Origin of the sequence: Phocaeicola barnesiae DSM 18169 = JCM 13652 (genome assembly GCF_000374585.1) — a bacterium.
GTDB lineage: Bacteria > Bacteroidota > Bacteroidia > Bacteroidales > Bacteroidaceae > Phocaeicola > Phocaeicola barnesiae.
Map to the genome: position 1 here is coordinate 20,809 of NZ_KB894654.1, position 19,020 is coordinate 39,828.

The 19,020-nt window shown below is 49.5% G+C and carries 20 protein-coding genes; 4 read left to right on the forward strand and 16 right to left on the reverse strand.

Features of this window, described 5'->3' with window-relative positions; genetic code table 11:
- The first annotated feature begins 1 nt into the window (after position 1).
- Entirely contained in the window at positions 2–742 is a 741-nt protein-coding gene (locus tag C510_RS0111835) for an SDR family NAD(P)-dependent oxidoreductase (RefSeq protein WP_018711557.1), read from the forward strand.
- Here the strand turns inward: C510_RS0111835 and C510_RS0111840 are convergent.
- The 12 genes from C510_RS0111840 to lepA all read right to left on the reverse strand — a co-directional run bounded on the left by C510_RS0111840 (position 732) and on the right by lepA (position 14,014).
- Positions 732–2,090, reverse strand: coding sequence for an MATE family efflux transporter (locus C510_RS0111840; protein WP_018711558.1), 1,359 nt, complete (start codon positions 2,088–2,090; stop codon positions 732–734). The two genes, C510_RS0111835 and C510_RS0111840, sit on opposite strands and share 11 nt — an antisense overlap.
- A 296-nt stretch (positions 2,091–2,386) precedes the next feature.
- Positions 2,387–3,421 carry a UDP-glucose 4-epimerase GalE gene (galE, locus tag C510_RS0111845; RefSeq protein ID WP_018711559.1) on the reverse strand — a complete coding sequence of 345 codons (1,035 nt, stop codon included), beginning with the start codon at positions 3,419–3,421 and terminating at the stop codon, positions 2,387–2,389.
- Between the two features lie 242 nt (positions 3,422–3,663).
- On the reverse strand, positions 3,664–4,266 hold the full coding sequence (gene rsxA, locus C510_RS0111850; protein WP_018711560.1) for an electron transport complex subunit RsxA: 603 nt from the start codon (positions 4,264–4,266) through the stop codon (positions 3,664–3,666).
- A gap of 18 nt (positions 4,267–4,284) precedes the next feature.
- Positions 4,285–4,869 (reverse strand): electron transport complex subunit RsxE, encoded by a 585-nt coding sequence (gene rsxE, locus C510_RS0111855; RefSeq protein WP_022339073.1) that lies wholly within the window; start codon positions 4,867–4,869, stop codon positions 4,285–4,287.
- Between the two features lie 13 nt (positions 4,870–4,882).
- Positions 4,883–5,524, reverse strand: coding sequence for an RnfABCDGE type electron transport complex subunit G (locus tag C510_RS0111860; RefSeq protein ID WP_018711562.1), 642 nt, complete (start codon positions 5,522–5,524; stop codon positions 4,883–4,885).
- On the reverse strand, positions 5,521–6,510 hold the full coding sequence (locus C510_RS0111865) for an RnfABCDGE type electron transport complex subunit D (RefSeq protein WP_022339075.1): 990 nt from the start codon (positions 6,508–6,510) through the stop codon (positions 5,521–5,523). The genes C510_RS0111860 and C510_RS0111865 overlap by 4 nt, the downstream gene beginning before the upstream one ends.
- Positions 6,511–6,521: 11 nt before the next feature.
- Positions 6,522–7,859: an electron transport complex subunit RsxC gene (gene rsxC, locus C510_RS0111870; protein ID WP_026320211.1), complete on the reverse strand. Its 1,338-nt coding sequence runs from the start codon at positions 7,857–7,859 to the stop codon at positions 6,522–6,524.
- Positions 7,860–7,901: 42 nt separating this feature from the next.
- Positions 7,902–8,864: a Fe-S cluster domain-containing protein gene (locus C510_RS0111875; protein ID WP_025892976.1), complete on the reverse strand. Its 963-nt coding sequence runs from the start codon at positions 8,862–8,864 to the stop codon at positions 7,902–7,904.
- Positions 8,865–8,882: 18 nt separating this feature from the next.
- A complete protein-coding gene (locus C510_RS0111880) occupies positions 8,883–9,305 on the reverse strand; it encodes a SoxR reducing system RseC family protein (protein WP_018711566.1) in 423 nt (140 codons plus the stop codon).
- A 207-nt stretch (positions 9,306–9,512) separates the two neighbouring features.
- Positions 9,513–10,709, reverse strand: coding sequence for a threonine ammonia-lyase (gene ilvA / locus C510_RS0111885; RefSeq protein ID WP_018711567.1), 1,197 nt, complete (start codon positions 10,707–10,709; stop codon positions 9,513–9,515).
- A 111-nt stretch (positions 10,710–10,820) separates the two neighbouring features.
- A complete protein-coding gene (gene nhaA / locus C510_RS0111890; protein WP_022339078.1) occupies positions 10,821–12,161 on the reverse strand; it encodes a Na+/H+ antiporter NhaA in 1,341 nt (446 codons plus the stop codon).
- A gap of 71 nt (positions 12,162–12,232) precedes the next feature.
- On the reverse strand, positions 12,233–14,014 hold the full coding sequence (gene lepA, locus C510_RS0111895) for a translation elongation factor 4 (RefSeq protein ID WP_018711569.1): 1,782 nt from the start codon (positions 14,012–14,014) through the stop codon (positions 12,233–12,235).
- Positions 14,015–14,154: 140 nt separating this feature from the next.
- On the opposite strand from lepA, the gene C510_RS0111900 reads away from it, so the two are divergent.
- The 3 genes from C510_RS0111900 (at position 14,155) to C510_RS16505 (ending at position 16,472) form a co-directional block, all read left to right on the forward strand.
- Positions 14,155–14,616 (forward strand): alanyl-tRNA editing protein, encoded by a 462-nt coding sequence (locus C510_RS0111900; protein WP_018711570.1) that lies wholly within the window; start codon positions 14,155–14,157, stop codon positions 14,614–14,616.
- An 8-nt stretch (positions 14,617–14,624) separates the two neighbouring features.
- Positions 14,625–15,548 (forward strand): DNA/RNA non-specific endonuclease, encoded by a 924-nt coding sequence (locus tag C510_RS0111905; RefSeq protein WP_018711571.1) that lies wholly within the window; start codon positions 14,625–14,627, stop codon positions 15,546–15,548.
- Between the two features lie 132 nt (positions 15,549–15,680).
- Entirely contained in the window at positions 15,681–16,472 is a 792-nt protein-coding gene (locus tag C510_RS16505) for an SDR family NAD(P)-dependent oxidoreductase (protein WP_025892974.1), read from the forward strand.
- Between the two features lie 11 nt (positions 16,473–16,483).
- Here the strand turns inward: C510_RS16505 and C510_RS0111915 are convergent, their stop codons facing one another.
- From C510_RS0111915 to infC, 4 genes are all read right to left on the reverse strand, one after another.
- On the reverse strand, positions 16,484–17,242 hold the full coding sequence (locus tag C510_RS0111915) for an EFR1 family ferrodoxin (RefSeq protein ID WP_022339082.1): 759 nt from the start codon (positions 17,240–17,242) through the stop codon (positions 16,484–16,486).
- 364 nt (positions 17,243–17,606) lie between these two features.
- Entirely contained in the window at positions 17,607–17,957 is a 351-nt protein-coding gene (rplT, locus tag C510_RS0111920) for a 50S ribosomal protein L20 (protein ID WP_007560377.1), read from the reverse strand.
- A 107-nt stretch (positions 17,958–18,064) separates the two neighbouring features.
- Positions 18,065–18,262: a 50S ribosomal protein L35 gene (rpmI, locus tag C510_RS0111925; protein ID WP_018711575.1), complete on the reverse strand. Its 198-nt coding sequence runs from the start codon at positions 18,260–18,262 to the stop codon at positions 18,065–18,067.
- 71 nt (positions 18,263–18,333) lie between these two features.
- A complete protein-coding gene (gene infC / locus C510_RS0111930) occupies positions 18,334–18,933 on the reverse strand; it encodes a translation initiation factor IF-3 (RefSeq protein ID WP_018711576.1) in 600 nt (199 codons plus the stop codon).
- Positions 18,934–19,020: the final 87 nt, after the last annotated feature.

The window sequence follows — 19,020 nt, forward strand, 5'->3', positions numbered from 1 at the left end:
GATGAAGAAAACCCCTCGACGCGCCGTCATTGTAGGCGCCACTTCAGGTATCGGCTACGAAATCGCCTTACTCCTGGTTCAGGAAGGATGGCGACTGGGTATAGCCGGACGAAGAAAAGAAAACCTGGAAGCTCTGCAGGCCCAGTACCCCGACCAAATCTGCATACGGGCCTTTGATATCCGGCAATCCGGAGCAGAAAAGGAACTGGAAGCCCTCATTGATGAACTGGGAGGTATGGACCTCTTCCTGCAAAGCTCAGGCATCGGTTTCCAGAATTACGCCCTGGACCCAGAAATTGAACTGAACACGTTGGAAACAAACGGCACCGGCTTTGCCCGGATGGTGACCCATGCATTCCGCTATTTCCTTCAAAAGGGAAGCGGACACCTGGCCGTCATCAGTTCCATAGCCGGCACCAAAGGGTTGGGTATCGCACCGGCTTATTCCGCCACCAAACGTTTCCAGAACACCTATCTCGATGCCCTTGAGCAACTGGCCCGGATGCACAAGGTGCCCATTCGTTTTACCGACATCCGGCCGGGATTCGTGGCTACCGGACTGCTCAACGACGGGAAACACTACCCGCTGCTCATGCCGCCTGCCTATGCCGCCCGCAAGATTGTTTCCGCCCTGCACCGGAAAAAACGGATAGCCGTCATCGACTGGCGCTACCGGATACTGGTCTTTTTCTGGCGCCTGATACCTGCCTGGCTCTGGAAACGGCTACCTGTCAGGAATTAGTCTCCCGCACCACGATACCACACAGCCGGCGATATACATAGATGAAAGCCGGTATCAGGAAAAGATCGGCAAAGACCCAGGCTGTGGGGTCGCCGAAACATACAGCCCAGAATCCCCACATGGGAACAGCTACCAGACTGACCAGGATACGGGCAATCATTTCCGAAACACCGGAGAACATGGCCAACCGGGTATACCCGGCTCCCTGGATGGAATACCTCAAGATACACAACAGACCCAATACCGGGAAGAACGACGCAGACACATGCAGGAACAACGCCGTATCGGCAATGATTTCAGTTTCGGCAGGGTCCACAAAGAGTAAGGCGAATTTCTCCGAAGAAGTCCACAGAATCAGGTTGACCAACAATACATACACCACCATCATTCCCGAAGCCACCTTCACTCCCTGCCAGATTCGAAGCGGTTTCCCGGCGCCATAGTTCTGCCCACAGTAGGTAGCCATGGCGATACCCAGGCTTTCCAGCATACAGAGGAAGAACATCTTGATACGCATCGCCGCCGTAAAGGCTGCCACACACGCCGTACCCAATGCATTGTTGGAACTTTGGAGCATGATGCTGCCGATGGCCGTAATCGAGAACTGGAGCCCCATCGGCGCACCGATATAAATCAATTGTCGGGCCAGTTCCGGACGGAAACGCCGGTCGGCAGGTGTCGTCCGCAGAATCTCGAATTTCAGGTACATATATAAATAGCACAGCACAGCCGATACCCCTTGCGAGAAAACCGTAGCGATGGCTGCTCCCGCCACTCCCCATTTCAGGACGACGATACACAACAAATCCAACAGGATGTTCAGCACCGTAGAAAACAGCAGGAACCAGAAAGGGGTCTTGCTGTCGCCCAACGCCCGAAGAATACTGGACAGCAGGTTGTAATAAAACGTACAGGGAATACCGATAAAAGTAATCAGCAGGTAATAATAGGCATCCTCGAAAATATTGTCCGGTGTCTGCATCCATTCCAGGATGAACGAACAGAGCAGGCAGGTAACCAAGGTGATCGCTACCGACATGATACCGGCCAGTTTCAGGCTGACGGCAACCAGTCGTCGCATCGTCCGATAATCATGAGCCCCAAATTTCTGGGCTACGGGAATGCCAAACCCTCCGCAACACCCGTTACAGAAACCCAAAATCAGAAAAACCACCGATGTACTGGCCCCCACCGAAGCCAAAGCATTGATACCTAAAAACTTTCCGACAATCGCCGCATCCACCAGCGAATAGGTCTGCTGAAGCAGGTTCCCGAGCAGGAGCGGCATCGTAAAATTGAACAACAACGGCAGAATAGCTCCCACCGTCATATCTTTCGACTGACTCATACACTTCTAGTTTTGCGCCTGCAAAGGTAATGAAAAAGCCTCAACCTTGACCTGTTTTTTCCGAAACACCCGCATAAAAAAACTGTTCCCCGACTCTCGTCGGAGAACAGCCACAACACAAACACAAAATAAAACACGACAAAACTACTATGCAATTAGCACCCTTCCATTCCCTATGGAATGGAGACACGGACCTATATTCACATACGGCGTCAGTGTTAAAGTACTTGCATTGTAATAACACTCCATAGATGTTATTTGTTCAATATTTTAATATTTTTTCAATCAGGTTCGGATTACATGATACCTTCTTCACGCAGATGCAACTGCCATTTCCAGGCTGAGCGTAAAGTTTCTTCAATCGAAGTATCTGCTTTCCAACCCAATTCATTGTTGGCATAACTTGGGTCTGCCCATACCTGTTCGATATCACCGGCACGGCGACCTACAATCTGATAATTCAGTTTCACACCGGTAGCGGCTTCGAACGCATTGATCAGTTCCAATACTGACAGACCACGTCCGGTACCGATATTGAAGACTTCCACTTTATCTTTCTGCTTACCGTTCAAGATACGGTCCATAGCGATTACGTGAGCCTTTGCCAGATCGACTACATAAATATAGTCACGGATACAAGAACCGTCAGGAGTATTGTAGTCATCACCGAATACGCTCAGTTTTTCGCGGATACCCATGGCTGTCTGAGTCAGGTAAGGAATCAGGTTCTGCGGAACACCGTTCGGCAATTCACCGATCAAAGCGGTAGGATGTGCACCGATCGGATTGAAGTAACGCAACAGGATGGCATGAATCGGCGAACCGGAAGCCACTGTATCACGGATAATCTCTTCGTTAATCTGCTTCGTATTTCCGTAAGGAGATTCTGCTTTCTTGATAGGAGCAGCTTCGGTTACAGGCAAATGATCCGGCTGGCCATATACTGTACATGATGAAGAGAAAATGATACCTTCTACACCATGCTTCGGCATCAATTCCAAAAGATTAATCAATGAAACCAGATTGTTACGGTAGTACATCAACGGTTTCTGTACTGACTCACCTACAGCTTTGCTGGCTGCAAAATGGATAATACCTTTGATACCTGGATATTTGGCGAATACAGCGTCCATTCCTTCAAAATCCAAACAATCCACTTTTTCGAATGCCGGACGGATGCCTGAAATCTGTTCGATATGATCGACTACATCTGCACGTGAATTAGACAGATTATCAACGATAACGACTTCATAGCCACTGTTCTGCAACTCAACTACGGTATGAGAACCGATATATCCTGTACCACCAGTAACAAGAATTCTTTGTTTCATAATAATAAGGTATTTTAATATCTCAAACGAGCTAGGTTAATTATACATACAAATATATGCATAATTATTGAAATAGGGAATCGTTCAAAGAAAAAAAACAAAAAAAAGCTGTAAAGTAAGGGTCATATTTACATACGCCCATACTTTACAGCAAGTAATCTTACAGTTATCTTTGAAAAACTTACCTTTCCAAAGAATGGTCATGTGCTTCCATCCTAAGAAAATCAGAAAGTTTCCAACAATCAGTTCAGTCCGAATAAAGTTGCCAATCCTTTATCAACTCCTGAGAATCCCATGAAAGCCATGGCCAGCAAACCAGCTGTCACCAGTGCGATAGACATGCCCCGCATTCCTTTCGGAATATTGACCAGACTCAACTGCTCGCGGATACCGGCAAAAACTATCAGTGCCAAAGCAAAACCCAATGCAGTAGAAAAAGCATAAACCACACCGGTCAACAAATCATAATCCTTCTGGATAACCAGGATAGTCACACCCAGAATACAGCAGTTGGTGGTAATCAGCGGCAGGAACACGCCCAGTGCCTGATACAACGACGGAGAAACCTTCTTCAGGATAATCTCTACCATCTGCACCAGTGCGGCGATCACCAGAATGAAAGCGATAGTCTGCAGGTAAGCCAGTCCGAAAGCATCCAATACAAATTTCTGGATCAGGTAGGTTACGATGGTAGCCAGCACCAGTACGAAAGCGACGGCAGCACCCATACCCATGGCTGTATCCACCTTTTTAGATACACCCAGGAACGGACAGATACCGAGGAACTGTGACAACACGATGTTGTTCACAAAGATAGCGGTGATAAATATCAGTATATATTCCATATCTATTCTTTTTAGAGGTTATGCCTTCTTCAGACGATTCACGATAGCAATCAGATAACCCAGTACGATGAATGCTCCCGGAGCCAACACGAAAATCAGCATTCCATATTCTTCAGGCATTACAGCCAGGTTGAAGATTTTACCGGTTCCCAGGAATTCACGGACACCACCGAGCAGCGTCAGAGCGATGGTAAAGCCAAGTCCCATACCCAGACCGTCAAAGAAAGACGACAACGGATTGTTCTTAGCGGCAAAGGCTTCCGCACGGCCCAGCAAGATACAGTTCACCACAATCAACGGGATGAAAAGTCCCAACGTAGCATACAGGGCCGGAACATACGCCTGCATCAACATCTGCAGCAAAGTTACAAACGAAGCGATGACAACTACGAAGATAGGGATACGTACCATATCAGGCACCAGGTTCTTGATGAGTGAAATCACCACGTTCGAACAGATAAGCACGAACATGGTGGCCAGTCCCATACCCATACCGTTGATGGCCGAAGAAGTAGTACCCAGCGTAGGACACATACCTAAAAGGAGTACGAACGTAGGATTTTCCTTCACAATCCCGTTCATCAATACTTTAAAATTATTCATAGTCTGCTCCTCCTTAATTATTAGTTTCAACTTGGGTAGAATCTGCCGGAGCGGCCTGCTGGGTAGCTCCCGTTGTAGAATCTACATTCTGGTTCTTGTATGCTGCATAAGCGTTGTTGACAGCCAGCAGGAATGCACGTGTAGTAATGGTAGATGCGGTAATGGCATCAATCTGTCCGCCGTCCTTGCTGACAACCAACGGCTGCTCACCCGGATTCTTACCGGTGATGTCTCCCTTGGCTCCTTTCTTGAACCAGTCGGCAGCCTTAGAGCCCAATCCCGGAGTCTCGGCATGACTCAGCAGGGAATAGTCGATGATGTTCCCTTCCGGGTCGAAACCTACCAGGACGGTCAGTGCGCCACCGAATCCGTTGGAAGACGATTCCACGGCGGCACCTACAAACTTGCCACCTTTCGTAGCCTTATAGATTTTATACGAAGCTCCGTTTACCTCAATCACTTCAGGAGCTTCCGCCGGATTATTGTCGAATCCCGGAACGACCACCGCGATGGCATCGCTCAAGGTCTTCGCATTCGCCTGGGCAATAGGTTCGGCAGTCACGTCGTTCACCCATCCCAGCAACGCTCCAGCCACCACCGAGAAACCGGTCAGTGCCAAAGCCATATTCTTCAAAGATGATTCCAACTTTTTCATTTCTTCACTACCTCCCCAAAACGTTTAGGTTTACAATAGGTGTTGATGAGCGGAGTGAATGCGTTCATGATGAAGATCGCGAACGACATACCTTCCGGATAAGCACCGAACTGACGGATGACAACAGTCAGGAAACCGATGGCAATACCGTAGATGACCATACCTTTGTGAGTCATCGGCGATGTCACATAATCGGTAGCCATAAAGATAGCTCCCAACATCAGACCACCGGTAAACAGGTGTACAAATGGAGAAGCATAGGCTTCCGGATTGGCCAGATGCATCAGACCGGAGAATACGAATACGGTAACCAGAATAGATACCGGAATGTGCCAGCTGATGATTTTCTTCCAAAGCATGTATGCCAGACCGATAAGCAGCGCCAAGGCACTGACCTCACCGATACATCCCGGATTGTTACCCAGGAACAGGGTCATCGTATCAGGCAGCTGACTCAAGGCAGCAGTGTCACCGTGTACAGCCATCTTCATCAGTGCCAGCGGAGTCGCCGCGGTTTCAGCGTCCGTATAGCTGGTCAGCTGTCCGACAACCGGCCAGGAAGTCATCTGTACAGGGAAAGAAATCAACAGGAAGATACGTCCTACCAGTGCCGGGTTGAACGGGTTGCAGCCCAGTCCGCCGAAAGTCATCTTACCGATACCGATAGCTACCAGCGCACCGATGACGATAATCCACAACGGCAGGTTAGACGGAAGGTTGAAAGCCAGCAACAGACCGGTCAGCGCAGCCGAACCGTCCATGATGGTGGAATGTTCACGTTTCAGAATGAACTTGGTGATAGCCCATTCAAAGAAAAGACATGCAATGACCGAAGTCAGTGTCACGATAACGGCCCCCAGACCGAACATGTAGAAAGATACAAGCAAGGCAGGTATCAGGGCGATGATTACACCGTACATGTTTTTCTGTACGCTATCGCCGCTATGCACGTGGGGGGATAAAGATACAATGAATTTGTTTGCCATAATCTTATGAATTATTTTTTAGCGTTACGTGCACGGATGATACCGCCCACCTTACCTTTACCTAAACGAATGTAATCCAATATCGGGCGGTGTGACGGACAGGTGAACTGACACGAGCCGCACTCGATACAGGACATAATCATCTCATGCTCTACCCGTTCCCAATCGCCATGAGCCGAGCAGGTAGCCAGCAGGAAGGGTTCCAGTCCCATCGGACAGGCACTTACACACTTCGCACAGCGGATACATGGCTGAGGCTCTGCACGGCGTGCTTCCTTCTCATTCATAATCAGGACTCCGGAACTACCCTTACAGATAGGCACTTCCGTATTGGCCAAAGCCTTACCCATCATCGGACCACCACCGATAACCTTACCGGTATCTTCCGGCAGACCGCCGGCAGCTTCTATCAGCTGGCTCATCGGTGTACCCATACGGGTCAGGAAATTCGACGGATTCTTTACCGACTTACCGGTCACGGTCACGATACGTTCAAACAACGGTTTGTTTTTCTGTACCGCTTCGTATACAGCGTAGGCAGTACCTACATTCTGTACCACAGCGCCCACGTTGATAGGGATAGCAGGAGGAGCCGGAACCTGACGGCCGATAACAGCATCGATCAGCTGTTTTTCACCGCCCTGCGGATATTTTACCTTCAAGGGAACCACTTCGATACCGGCATAATTGGCAGCCTTTTCGGTCATCAGCTTGATGGCATCCGGCTTGTTGTTCTCGATACCGATATATCCCTTGGTCACCTTGGCCGCCTTCATCAGAATCTGTACACCCACCAGAATCTCATCTGCCTTTTCCAGCATCAGCCGGTGGTCGGCAGTCAGATAAGGTTCACATTCTACGGCATTGATGATGACACATTCGGCCTTGCATCCCGGCGGAGGGGTCAACTTCACATGGGTCGGGAAACAGGCTCCACCCATACCTACCACGCCGGCATTCTTGATTTTCGCTACAATCTCCTCCGGAGTCAGCTCACAGGCTCTTACCAGAGTCTCACTACGGTCGATGGACTCTTCCCATTCATCGCCTTCTACATCGATAAAAATAGCCGGCTTCCGATAGCCGCTGGCATCTATGATGCTATCTATCTTGTTTACCTTACCGGAAACGGAAGAGAAGATAGCTGCCGATACAAAACCACCTGCTTCAGCAATTTTAGTACCTACTTTCACCACATCACCTTTCTTTACAATGGCAGTGGCAGGGGCTCCGATATGCTGTGACAAAGGAAAGACCGCTTGTTTAGGAAGTGCAAGAGTCTCGATGGCTTTGCCGGCCGACAATTTATTTTCTGCTGGATGAACTCCACCAATTCTAAATGTCTTCACTGTTATTTCGTTTTTTTAGATTTACTGAATAAGAGATTATTATCAAGCTTCTGCCTTCGGAGCATCAGCAGCCGGGGCCTCAGCCTTTGAAGCAGCCGGAACCGGTTGTGCAGCGGCAGGTTTAGCTTCAGCAGATTTGGCAGCCGGAGCCGGTTGTGCGGCAGGGGCTTCAGCCGGTTTCGCCTTCCGTGGAGGGAAGTTCTTGGCAATGATGGCTCCTTGCGGACATTCCATTTCACACTTGCGGCAAGACTTACATTTAGCCGGGTCAATATAGGCCAGGTTGTTTTCCAGCGTAATAGCCTCGAACGGACAAACCTTCACACATTTTCCGCAACCGATACAGGCAGCCGTACAAGCCTTGCGGGCAACGGCGCCCTTGTCCTTGTTGACACACTGCACATACACACGGCGGTTGTTCTTACCCTTCGGACGCAGCTCGATGATGTTCCGCGGACAAGCCTTGACACAGGCACCGCAGGCGGTACATTTCTCTTCGTCCACTTCAGGAAGTCCTGTTTCCGGGTTCATGTGCAGCGCACCGAACTTACAGGCAGACACACAGTCGCCACATCCCAGACAGCCGAATGTACAACCGGTTTCACCGCCATACGTTGCATGGGCAATGGCACAGGAACGTACACCGTCGTACTGTGTCGTACGCGGACGGTTCTCACAGGTTCCGTTACAGCGGACCACCGCTACCTTCGGTTCGGCAGCAGTAGCCTCCAACCCCAGAATTCCGGCCACTTTGTCCATTACAGGCTGACCACCTACCGGACAGAATTTGCCATCCAGCGAGCCGGCTTTTACACATGCCGCAGCAAATCCCCCACATCCGGGGTAGCCGCATCCACCACAGTTGGCCTGGGGTAGCACTTCGGCCACCTGACCAATCCGAGGATCTTCATACACAGCAAATTTCTTGGACGCCACGTACAAGATGATTGCAGCGACCAACCCGATGGCTCCCAACGAAATTACTGCCACTAAAATTAAGCTCATAAATTTTAAGTTAGTTAGTTAATTAATAGATTCTAAGGTAAATGTAAATGTGCGTTTCAGACGTTGCCGGCACACATATAATATAAGGTAATAGGGTACCAGTGTAGCCAATGAAAACAAGGCAGCCTTCGCTTCATCCCCACCCGTCAGGGCCATAAAGAGAAACAAGGCTCCCATCAACAGCAGGAAAGGGATGCAGAAAGCCAACCATACTGCCTTCATCCCCATCGAAGTCGCGCCACAAATCAGGACGCGCTGTCCTACCTGGCAATGAATATCCTTACCATTATAAACATCAATCAATTTCTCTTTGGTTTCAGAGGCATTACAATGCCCTTTTACACTGCAGGAAGCGCAGGCTGAAGTCTGAAGAATCCGTACCTGTACATACGGACCATTGATGTTTTCCACAATACCGAGGTGTTTGATAGTATCGCTCATTTTTGCAAACTATACTTTACAAATATGTGGCAAATGTACGATAAAATTCAGTTAGTTTATAGCAGGACTCCTGTTTTTCTCCTTAAAAAAGTTAAAAAAAGTGTATCAAACTAACATTCCGCTTCCGTACACTGCCACTTGAAAGCCAATGACCGTCAACAGCCGGAGCTTATGACGGTCATTCTCCGGTTCATTCTGAACAATTTATCATTCTACAAGGATGTAACCGGCTTCCAGCAATGCATTGCGTATCATCGCCACGTGTTCTGCGTTTCGGGTTTCCATGACCAGCCGCAGGAAACAGGCGTTGATGTTACTGTTGGTCGTATTCCGCTCGTGCAGTACCGATATGATATTTCCTCCCAGGCGGGCAATGACGGCAGAGACTCCCATCAGTTCCCCCGGTTTGTCGTGCAAATCGAGGGTAACGGTATACGAGCGTCCGGACATGTCCAGACCGCGGCTGATTACCCGGTTCAGTATGGTCACGTCGATGTTTCCACCCGAAACGATGCAAGCCACCTTCTTCCCGGCGATGGGGACTTTGTTGAACATGGCCGCGGCTACCGCTACGGCACCTGCCCCTTCGGCTATCAGTTTCTGCTGTTCCATCAGTGCCAGAATAGCCGCACAGATTTCATCTTCGGTCACGGTTACGATATCGTCTACGTATTTGGAACAAAGGTCGAAGGTATGTTCCCCCGGTTCCTTGACGGCGATACCGTCGGCCACAGTCGAAACGGTACTCAGGCATTCCCGATATCCGCGCGCAATGGACCGCTGCATGCTGGCAGCTCCTTCGGCCTGTACGCCATAGACCTTGACCGAAGGCTCCAGTGATTTCAAGGCATAGGCAATCCCCGAAATCAGTCCCCCACCCCCAATGGGCACAATCACCGCCTCGATATCCGGCAGCTGGTCAAGCAGTTCCAGTCCGATGGTTCCCTGACCGGCTATTACATACTCGTCGTCGAAGGGATGGATGAACGTATATCCTTTCTCTTCCTTCAGTTCCAGTGCCCGCCGATAGGCATCATCGTATACGCCCGGTACCAGGCAGACCTCAGCACCGTAGCGTTTGGTAGCCTCCACTTTCGAGATAGGGGCTCCGGCGGGCAAACAAATCAGTGACTTGATACCGTGTTTGGTCGCTCCCAAAGCAACTCCCTGCGCATGGTTACCGGCCGAACAGGCAATGACTCCCCGCTCCTTCTCCTCATCGGTCAGCCGGGAAATCTTATAGCAGGCACCTCTCAACTTGAACGAACCGGTATATTGCAGATTCTCCGGTTTCAGATACACCTGACTTTCCGGATTAATCTGAGGCGCATAGATCAAGTCTGTACGCCGTATCACGTCCTTCAAGGCAAAAGAAGCCCGATAGATACAATCCAATGTAAGCATATTGTCTTCACTTTATCTGACAGAACCCCCCAAGAGACACTCCCACTTAAAAAAGAACACCCATCGATGCTTCTGTCTGAAATAATCTTTGTTTTCTGATAAAAATAAGCGTCATTCCTCCACAGCCTTCTTCGGCAAGGTAAAATGCAGGACGATGTAACCCAGGATACCGGCCAGTACCGTACCGGCCACTACGCCCATCTTGGCCTGGTTCAATAAATGAGGTTCCTCGCCGAAAGAAAGGTTCGCAATGAACAGCGATACCGTAAAACCGATACCGCCCAACAGACAGATACCCGAAAGATTCTTCCATGTCATCCCGTTCGGCATATCGGCCAGTTTCAGTTTCAGTGTTCCCCACGAGAACAGATAGATACCCACAAATTTACCGACCACCAGTCCCAGAATAATGGCAAACGTAGGCAGTCCCAGTTCCAGTCCACCGTGCGAAGCCGTCAATACGACTCCCGCATTGGCAAAGGCAAACAACGGCATAATCAAATAATTGACCATCCAATGCAAAGCGTCTTCCATAAACTGCAACGGAGAAACCACCTGTCTGGTATCTGCTTCAATGGTCTTCAACGCACAGATCTGCTCCTTTCCCAGAATAATCTTTTCCGGTTCGGGAGGAAAATCCACAATCAAATCGTGCATGCGGTTGATGTATTTTCCGATGCGCAGCTTCGGTCTGGCAGGTACAGTAAAGGCTACAATCACTCCGGCAATGGTAGCGTGTACCCCACTCTGCATGAAACAATACCAGATTCCGATACCCAACACCAGGTAAAACGAACTGGAAGACACCCGCATCTGGTTACCTATCAGCAGGATACCCAGTATCAGCAACGCATACATCAGGTAGTTCACGTCGCAATGGGAACTGTAGAAAAGGGCAATGACCAGAATACCTCCGATATCATCCACTACGGCAAAGGCAGTCAGGAAAATCTTCAGACTCAGGGGGACCCGCTTACCGAAAAGGCTCAACACTCCCAGCGAAAAAGCGATATCCGTAGCCATCGGAATCGCCAGTCCGTCTACCGCCGGTGTATCGCGGGTAATCAAGTAATAGATAACCACCGGCATAATCATTCCGCCACAGGCAGCGATGATGGGTAGCATGGCCTGCTTGAACGAAGACAACTCTCCCACCAGGATTTCCCGTTTGATTTCCAGCCCCACGGCAAAGAAGAAGACCGCCATCAGTACATCGTTGATGAACCCCATCAGTGTCAGCGGATGCCCGCCGTGATTGAACAGGTTGAAATCGCCTATCTGCAGACGGATTTCGTGTGTCCACAGATTCTGATAAGCTTCACTCCACGGAGAATTTGCGATAAAGATAGCAGCCAGTGCCGTTACCATCAGCAACATACCTCCGTTTACGTGGAAACGCAGGATGTGCATGAAGGGGAAATGGAGCAATTGTTTCTTGGTTTCCTCTGTCATAGTACAATGAAGGTTATAATAAAACTTGAGACAGAAGGTCCTTCTGTCAGAAGAATCTTCTGTCTAACACATCAATCCAGTTTCAATACTGCCAGGAAGGCCTTCTGCGGCACCTCCACCGTACCGATCTGCTTCATACGCTTCTTACCGCGTTTCTGTTTTTCCAACAGCTTACGCTTACGGCTCACGTCGCCACCGTAACACTTGGCAGTCACATCCTTACGTACAGCCTTGATGGTTTCACGGGCAATGATTTTCGCTCCGATGGCAGCCTGGATGGCAATTTCGAACTGTTGGCGCGGAATCAGTTCCTTCAGTTTCTCGCACATGCGGCGACCCAAATCGTATGCGTTGTCAAAATGGGTCAGTGTAGAAAGCGCATCCACCGATTCACCGTTCAGCAGAATATCCAGTTTCACCAACTTGGACGGGCGGAATCCCGACTGATGGTAGTCAAAGGAGGCATACCCCTTCGAAATACTCTTCAGCTTGTCATAGAAATCGATGACGATTTCGCCCAACGGCATCTTGTAATGCAGTTCCACCCGGTTGCCGGAAATGTAGTCCTGACGAACCAGTTCCCCACGCTTGCCCAGACAGAGCGTCATGATAGGGCCGATGTAATCGGTGGTGGTGATGATGGACGCATCGATATACGGTTCCTCGATGTGGTCTATCAAGGTAGGGTCCGGCATACCGCCCGGGTTATGTACCTCCTGTACACCGCCCTGCTTGTCGTACACCATATAAGATACGTTCGGCACAGTCGTGATGACATTCATATCGAATTCGCGGTCCAGACGTTCCTGTACGATTTCCATGTGCAGCAGCCCCAGGAAACCACATCGGAATCCGAAACCCAAAGCCAGCGATGATTCCGGCTGGAAGGTCAGTGACGCATCGTTCAATTGCAGTTTTTCCAGCGAGGCACGCAGGTTCTCATAATCTTCGGCCTCGATGGGATAGACTCCGGCAAACACCATCGGTTTGACTTCTTCAAAACCATCGATGGCTTTTTCGCACGGACGGTCTATGTGCGTAATGGTATCGCCCACCTTCACTTCCTTCGATGTCTTGATACCGGAGATGATATAGCCTACATCCCCCGTACGAAGCTCCTTACGAGGTACCATATCCATTTTCAGTACTCCCACTTCATCGGCATCGTATTCCTTGCCGGTATTGAAGAACTTCACCTTGTCACCGGTACGGATAATTCCGTTCTCTACCTTGAAATAGGCAATGATACCCCGGAAAGAATTGAACACAGAGTCAAAAATCAAAGCCTGCAGAGGCGCTTCCTCATCGCCTGTCGGACAGGGAATCCGTTCTACCACAGCCTGAAGAATTTCTTCCACACCCTGACCGGTTTTTCCGGAAGCCCGGATAATGTCTTCCCGTTTACATCCCAACAGATCGATAATTTCATCCTCTACTTCTTCGGGCATGGCACTCGCCATATCACATTTGTTCATGACAGGAATGATTTCCAGGTCATGCTCCAGGGCCATATACAGGTTCGAGATGGTCTGTGCCTGCACTCCCTGCGAAGCATCCACTACCAGCAGGGCTCCCTCACAGGCAGCAATGGAACGGGATACTTCGTAAGAAAAGTCTACGTGTCCCGGAGTGTCAATCAGGTTGAGGATGTATTTCTCCCCCTGATAGGTATATTCCATCTGGATGGCATGACTCTTGATGGTGATACCGCGTTCGCGTTCCAGGTCCATGTCGTCCAGCATCTGTCCTTCTGTTACTTTAATTGTCTGAGTATATTCCAACAAGCGGTCGGCCAGGGTCGATTTTCCATGGTCGATGTGAGCTATGATACAGAAATTACGGATATTCTTCATTTGCTAAATTGTCGTATAATGCATTTATGCTACAAATATACGGAGAAGTCACGAAATAAGCGGTATTTCACACAAAGAAGTTTAGACAGAAGAACAAAACTTAATTTTTCCTATCTTTGCCCCAGCAAAAATACAACAAGATGGAAACAGAAGTACAACTCAATGCACACAACAAGCAGGAATACCCGCCCATGCACACCTGCGAACACATTATCAACCAAACCATGATACGCCTCTTCCACTGCGGACGGTCTGTGTCGGCACACATCGAACGGAAAAAGAGCAAGCTGGACTATGCGTTGCCGGCAGCTCCTACCGACGAAGACATCACCCGCATAGAAAATGCCGTGAATGAGGTCATCAGCCGGAACCTGGAAGTAACCACGGAGTACATTACCCAGGCCGAGGCAGTCGACCGGTTCGACATGAAACGGCTGCCCGAAGGAGCGTCCGACACCGTACGCATCGTCAAAGTAGGCGATTACGACGAATGTCTCTGCATCGGTCAGCACGTGGCCAACACTTCCGAGATAGGAACCTTCAAAATCATCAGTTCCGACTACAAGGACGGAATTTTCCGTATGCGTTTCAAATTAGTCTGATACCGGATATGAGTACCAAGAAAAGAAAGAAAGGAACCGGTTCCATCAAAGGCTTCATCGGTCTGCTCTGTCTGATAGGCATTGCCCTCTTCCTGCACCAGACCAATGAACGGGGTGAACACTTCTCACTGGAAACTGCCCAGGAGAAACTGGAAACCGCCGTCGATGGAATCCAACAAAAGATAAGCGGTATACAGCAGGATACGAAAGCATCCTCCTCAACCCCGGCGGGAAGCAGCTACGCCACCCACTTGGAAATACCTGTTACTCTGGAGAAACGGGATGAAATCATCCTGAAGCGAATCGGCTATACCCTGTCCTATAACTCTACGTACAAAACTCCCAACTGGGTGGGATGGGAACTGGCCCGCGAAGAGACCCGAGGGAAAGAAGACCGGAAAGACAGGTTCGTTCCAGACCCTGACTTGCCGGAGCCCCGGGTGGAACACGCCGACTACACCCGCTCCGGTTACGACCGTGGGCACATGGCTCCTGCCGCCGACATGAAATGGAGCGAAGAGGCTATGGCACAATCCTTCTACATGAGCAACATCTGCCCGCAGAACCAGAAACTGAACCGGGATGACTGGGGTGACCTGGAAGAAGCGTGCCGGGGCTGGGCCCGTAAATACGGCAGGGTATACATCGTATGCGGCCCGATATACGACAAGAAACATCCGAAACGCATCGGAAAACATCAGGTAGCGGTACCAGACCGTTTCTTCAAGGTAGTACTGATCGAAAACCGGAAGAACCCGATAGCCATGGGCTTCCTGTTCAACAATGCCGCACACCATCAGGCCCTGGAGAAATATCAGGTTCCGGTAGACTCGGTAGAGACTGTAACGGGACTTGATTTCTTCGCCAAACTGCCGGACAGCATCGAGAACCGCATCGAAGCCGCGATTCCGGCTCTACCCGATACGAAATAATCATTGAGATAACCTTAAAAACGTCTAGACGTCTTGCTCAACACGTCCGTTCGTTTCATTTAAATCGCCTAGACGTTTTACTTGAAACGAACGGACGTTTTCTCATACATCATTTTTTCATACATTTGTGTCATGAAATACGCAGTAATCACAGGAGCCTCGTCGGGAATGGGACTCGAATTCTCCCGACAGCTGGCAGAGCGGGGATATGGAATCGTCCTCATCAGCAACCGTCCGGAAGAAAACAGACAGGCAGCGGAGATGATTCGTACCACCTATACTACCGATGTCCTGACGATCGACATTGATCTGACGCTGCCCGAAGCGGCAGAAACGGTTTATCAGCAGGTCGTTACCTGGAAACTGGAAGTGGAAATTCTGGTGAGTAATGCCGGAATGCTGCTTTTCTCGACCCTGGCACGGACGCCGCTGGAACAGCTGGACCGGATTGTCGCGCTGCATTGCACCACTCCGATCAAATTAATCCACCTGTTCGGCGAAGACATGCTGAAACGCCGGCACGGATACATACTGGTAACCTCTTCCTCTACCGCCTGGATGGCTTATCCGACGATTTCACACTATGCCGCGACCAAGGCTTTCCTGAAATCTTTCTCACGGTCCGTATGGTATGAGTTCCGGCGGTACGGCGTCAGCGTAACGACCTTGTTTCCAGGAGCGGTAGACACCCCCTTGTACCAGCTGGACGACCGGAAACGGTACTGGTTCCGGAAAGTAGGCATGATGCAAACTCCGCAGCAGACCGTCTCGGCTGCCCTGCACTCCATGTTCCGGAAAAAGCACCGCTGCATACCGGGCTTCTTCACGAAACTGACGGTCGGCCTATGTGCGGCAGCCCCCGCTTGGGCACTGCTGCCGGTACTACAGATTCCTGTACTGAAGCGGCTGCTCGACAAGGTCTGACCTTCGGGGAATTACCGGAGCGGAAACGTATACTGTCCCTTGCCACGGGTATACTTGCCATACGCGATGGCATGCTTGGGACAATGATGGTAGCAAGCCAGACAAGCCACACACTCCTTCCCCCATACCGGTTTACCGTCAACCAGCCGGATGTTGTGCAAAGGACACACCTGCTCACACCGGCCGCAAGAGACACAGGTGTCTTCCACGCGGAACCGCCGGGGAGAAGACCAGAAACGGTTGAACAGCGGCCGGAGGAGATAAGACTTCAAGGCCGGGAACCGCCCCGGATAACAATCCATCCGCTGCACACGCTCCGCCACGAGCCGTGCAATCTCCGCCACACGTACTTCCGCTTCCTGACATTTGGTTTCAGCCACATCCCGCCAGTCGATATCAAAGCCCGGAAGACAGACATACGTATTCGGCATTATCACCGAGAAACCGGCCTGACACTTCCAGCCACGCCGGCCGACAGCCTTGCAGAAGATCTCGGCCGTCTTGCCCGTATCGTCTCCACAGGTACAGACAAAATACAGATAAGCAGGCTTTTCCGAAAACTGTACGGAAGCAATCAGTTGAAGGACAATGGAAGGGGGGCCCCAGGAATAGACCGGAAAGACGAACCCCACCTTTTCATCGGGACGAAGGACAAAACGCCGGTCCGATGCATAGACATCGGCTATGGCTACTAACTCTTCCGCTCCTGCGGTCGACAACTGCTCCGCCACCCAGCGGGAATTTCCGGTTCCAGAAAAATAGAAAATCATAACATACGCAATAGATGAAATAAGGGACCCGCACATCGTGATGATACAGATCCCTTATTCGATTGAGAAAAATGAAAAGCCGCACCCGAGGCGTGACGAAACTCCGAATGACATGATTTGAGTGCCCATTTCCTTTGTAATCCACCGGCATAAATGCTACCCGAAGGCGTGGCCCGCCATTGGAAGATGAAGCTTGTCTCGGTATTTCTATTAATTTGATGAGTTTCCCGATTCTGCAAGTGCGGCTCCATTTTTGTATTACAAATGTAATGCTTTTCTCTGAATGTACCAAATAAAATGCATAAAAAAAGGACGCTATTTTCAGATAGCGTCCTTTTTTTATATCTTGGTGTAAAAACCGGGATTAAGCAGCTTTTGCTTTTGCAACAACAGCCTTGAATGCTTCCGGATGGTTCATAGCCAAATCGGCCAACACCTTACGGTTGATTTCGATACCTGCTTTGTGCAGTGCACCCATCAACTTAGAGTAAGACATACCTTCCAGACGTGCTGCAGCGTTGATACGCTGAATCCACAAAGCACGGAAGTTACGTTTTTTGTTCTTACGGTCACGGTAAGCATAAGTCAAACCTTTTTCCCATGTGTTTTTAGCAACGGTCCAAACGTTCTTTCTTGCACCAAAGTAACCTCTGGTCAAACCTAAAATTTTCTTTCTTCTTGCTCTTGAAGCAACGTGATTTACTGATCTTGGCATAGTTTTAATTCTTTTTTGAATGATAGCGCCGATATTTCACAACCGGACTTGAGGCTAATGCATTCGGTTAATAATTTAAATGATACTACTTTACGCTTTGTTTAAAATTACTTCAAGCAAAGAAGTTCGCGAACCTGGCTCAAGTTAGCATTGTCAACCAGACCTGAGTGGCACAGATTTCTTTTCTGCTTTTTAGTTTTCTTAGTCAAAATGTGACTGTGATAAGCGTGCTGTCTTTTGATTTTACCTGTTCCGGTAAGAGCGAATCTTTTTTTAGAACCGGAGTTAGTCTTGATCTTTGGCATCTTGTTTAAATTTTTAATTAATTAGTATTCAATGGGTGGCAACGTACTATACCGGCACGTTACACACGCCTTTATTCTTCCTTTTCTTCGGCTTCTGCCGGTTCCGGCTTAGCGGCCGGTTTGGGTGCAGCGGCCTTTTTCGGAGCGCCTGCCTTCTTCGGAGCCAGCGCGATTGTCATGCGCTTACCTTCCAGGAGCGGCATCTGCTCTACCTTGGCATATTCTTCCAGGTCGTTTGCAAAACGGAGCAGCAACACTTCGCCTTGTTCCTTGAACAGGATGGAACGTCCCTTGAAAAACACATAGGCCTTTACCTTATCGCCATCTTCCAGAAAACCGATGGCATGTTTCAGTTTGAAGTTATAATCGTGCTCATCGGTCTGAGGCCCGAAACGGATTTCCTTCACGTTCACCTTTACCTGTTTGGCCTTCTGTTCCTTGGCACGTTTCTTCAATTGATACAGGAACTTAGAATAATCTATAATTCTACAAACCGGAGGTACAGCGTTGGGTGAAATCTCTACCAGGTCAGCCTCATGTTCTTCGGCCAGCTTCAAGGCCTGAGCAATCGGATATACGGCAGATTCTATATTGTCTCCCACGATACGGACTTCTTTGGCACGAATCTGTTCATTGATTCGGTGTTGCCCTTTTAAACTGTCATTCTTCATCAAAAATTGTTTCTTCCTGTTTGTTTTTTAGTTATAAATTATTACGTTGTTCGCTTTGTCAGGTTGCAGGGAAAACCCATCTTTCCC

Coding starts and splice junctions, on each gene's coding strand:
- C510_RS0111860 (WP_018711562.1), bottom strand. CDS start 5,524: ATGAAAAAGTTGGAATCATCTTTGAAGAATATGGCTTTGGCACTGACC.
- C510_RS0111880 (WP_018711566.1), bottom strand. CDS start 9,305: ATGAGCGATACTATCAAACACCTCGGTATTGTGGAAAACATCAATGGT.
- C510_RS0111835 (WP_018711557.1), top strand. CDS start 2: ATGAAGAAAACCCCTCGACGCGCCGTCATTGTAGGCGCCACTTCAGGT.
- rpmI (WP_018711575.1), bottom strand. CDS start 18,262: ATGCCAAAGATCAAGACTAACTCCGGTTCTAAAAAAAGATTCGCTCTT.
- rsxA (WP_018711560.1), bottom strand. CDS start 4,266: ATGGAATATATACTGATATTTATCACCGCTATCTTTGTGAACAACATC.
- lepA (WP_018711569.1), bottom strand. CDS start 14,014: ATGAAGAATATCCGTAATTTCTGTATCATAGCTCACATCGACCATGGA.
- infC (WP_018711576.1), bottom strand. CDS start 18,933: ATGAAGAATGACAGTTTAAAAGGGCAACACCGAATCAATGAACAGATT.
- C510_RS16505 (WP_025892974.1), top strand. CDS start 15,681: ATGAAATACGCAGTAATCACAGGAGCCTCGTCGGGAATGGGACTCGAA.
- galE (WP_018711559.1), bottom strand. CDS start 3,421: ATGAAACAAAGAATTCTTGTTACTGGTGGTACAGGATATATCGGTTCT.
- rplT (WP_007560377.1), bottom strand. CDS start 17,957: ATGCCAAGATCAGTAAATCACGTTGCTTCAAGAGCAAGAAGAAAGAAA.
- rsxE (WP_022339073.1), bottom strand. CDS start 4,869: ATGAATAATTTTAAAGTATTGATGAACGGGATTGTGAAGGAAAATCCT.
- C510_RS0111905 (WP_018711571.1), top strand. CDS start 14,625: ATGAGTACCAAGAAAAGAAAGAAAGGAACCGGTTCCATCAAAGGCTTC.
- C510_RS0111865 (WP_022339075.1), bottom strand. CDS start 6,510: ATGGCAAACAAATTCATTGTATCTTTATCCCCCCACGTGCATAGCGGC.
- C510_RS0111900 (WP_018711570.1), top strand. CDS start 14,155: ATGGAAACAGAAGTACAACTCAATGCACACAACAAGCAGGAATACCCG.
- C510_RS0111875 (WP_025892976.1), bottom strand. CDS start 8,864: ATGAGCTTAATTTTAGTGGCAGTAATTTCGTTGGGAGCCATCGGGTTG.
- ilvA (WP_018711567.1), bottom strand. CDS start 10,709: ATGCTTACATTGGATTGTATCTATCGGGCTTCTTTTGCCTTGAAGGAC.
- C510_RS0111915 (WP_022339082.1), bottom strand. CDS start 17,242: ATGATTTTCTATTTTTCTGGAACCGGAAATTCCCGCTGGGTGGCGGAG.
- nhaA (WP_022339078.1), bottom strand. CDS start 12,161: ATGACAGAGGAAACCAAGAAACAATTGCTCCATTTCCCCTTCATGCAC.
- C510_RS0111840 (WP_018711558.1), bottom strand. CDS start 2,090: ATGAGTCAGTCGAAAGATATGACGGTGGGAGCTATTCTGCCGTTGTTG.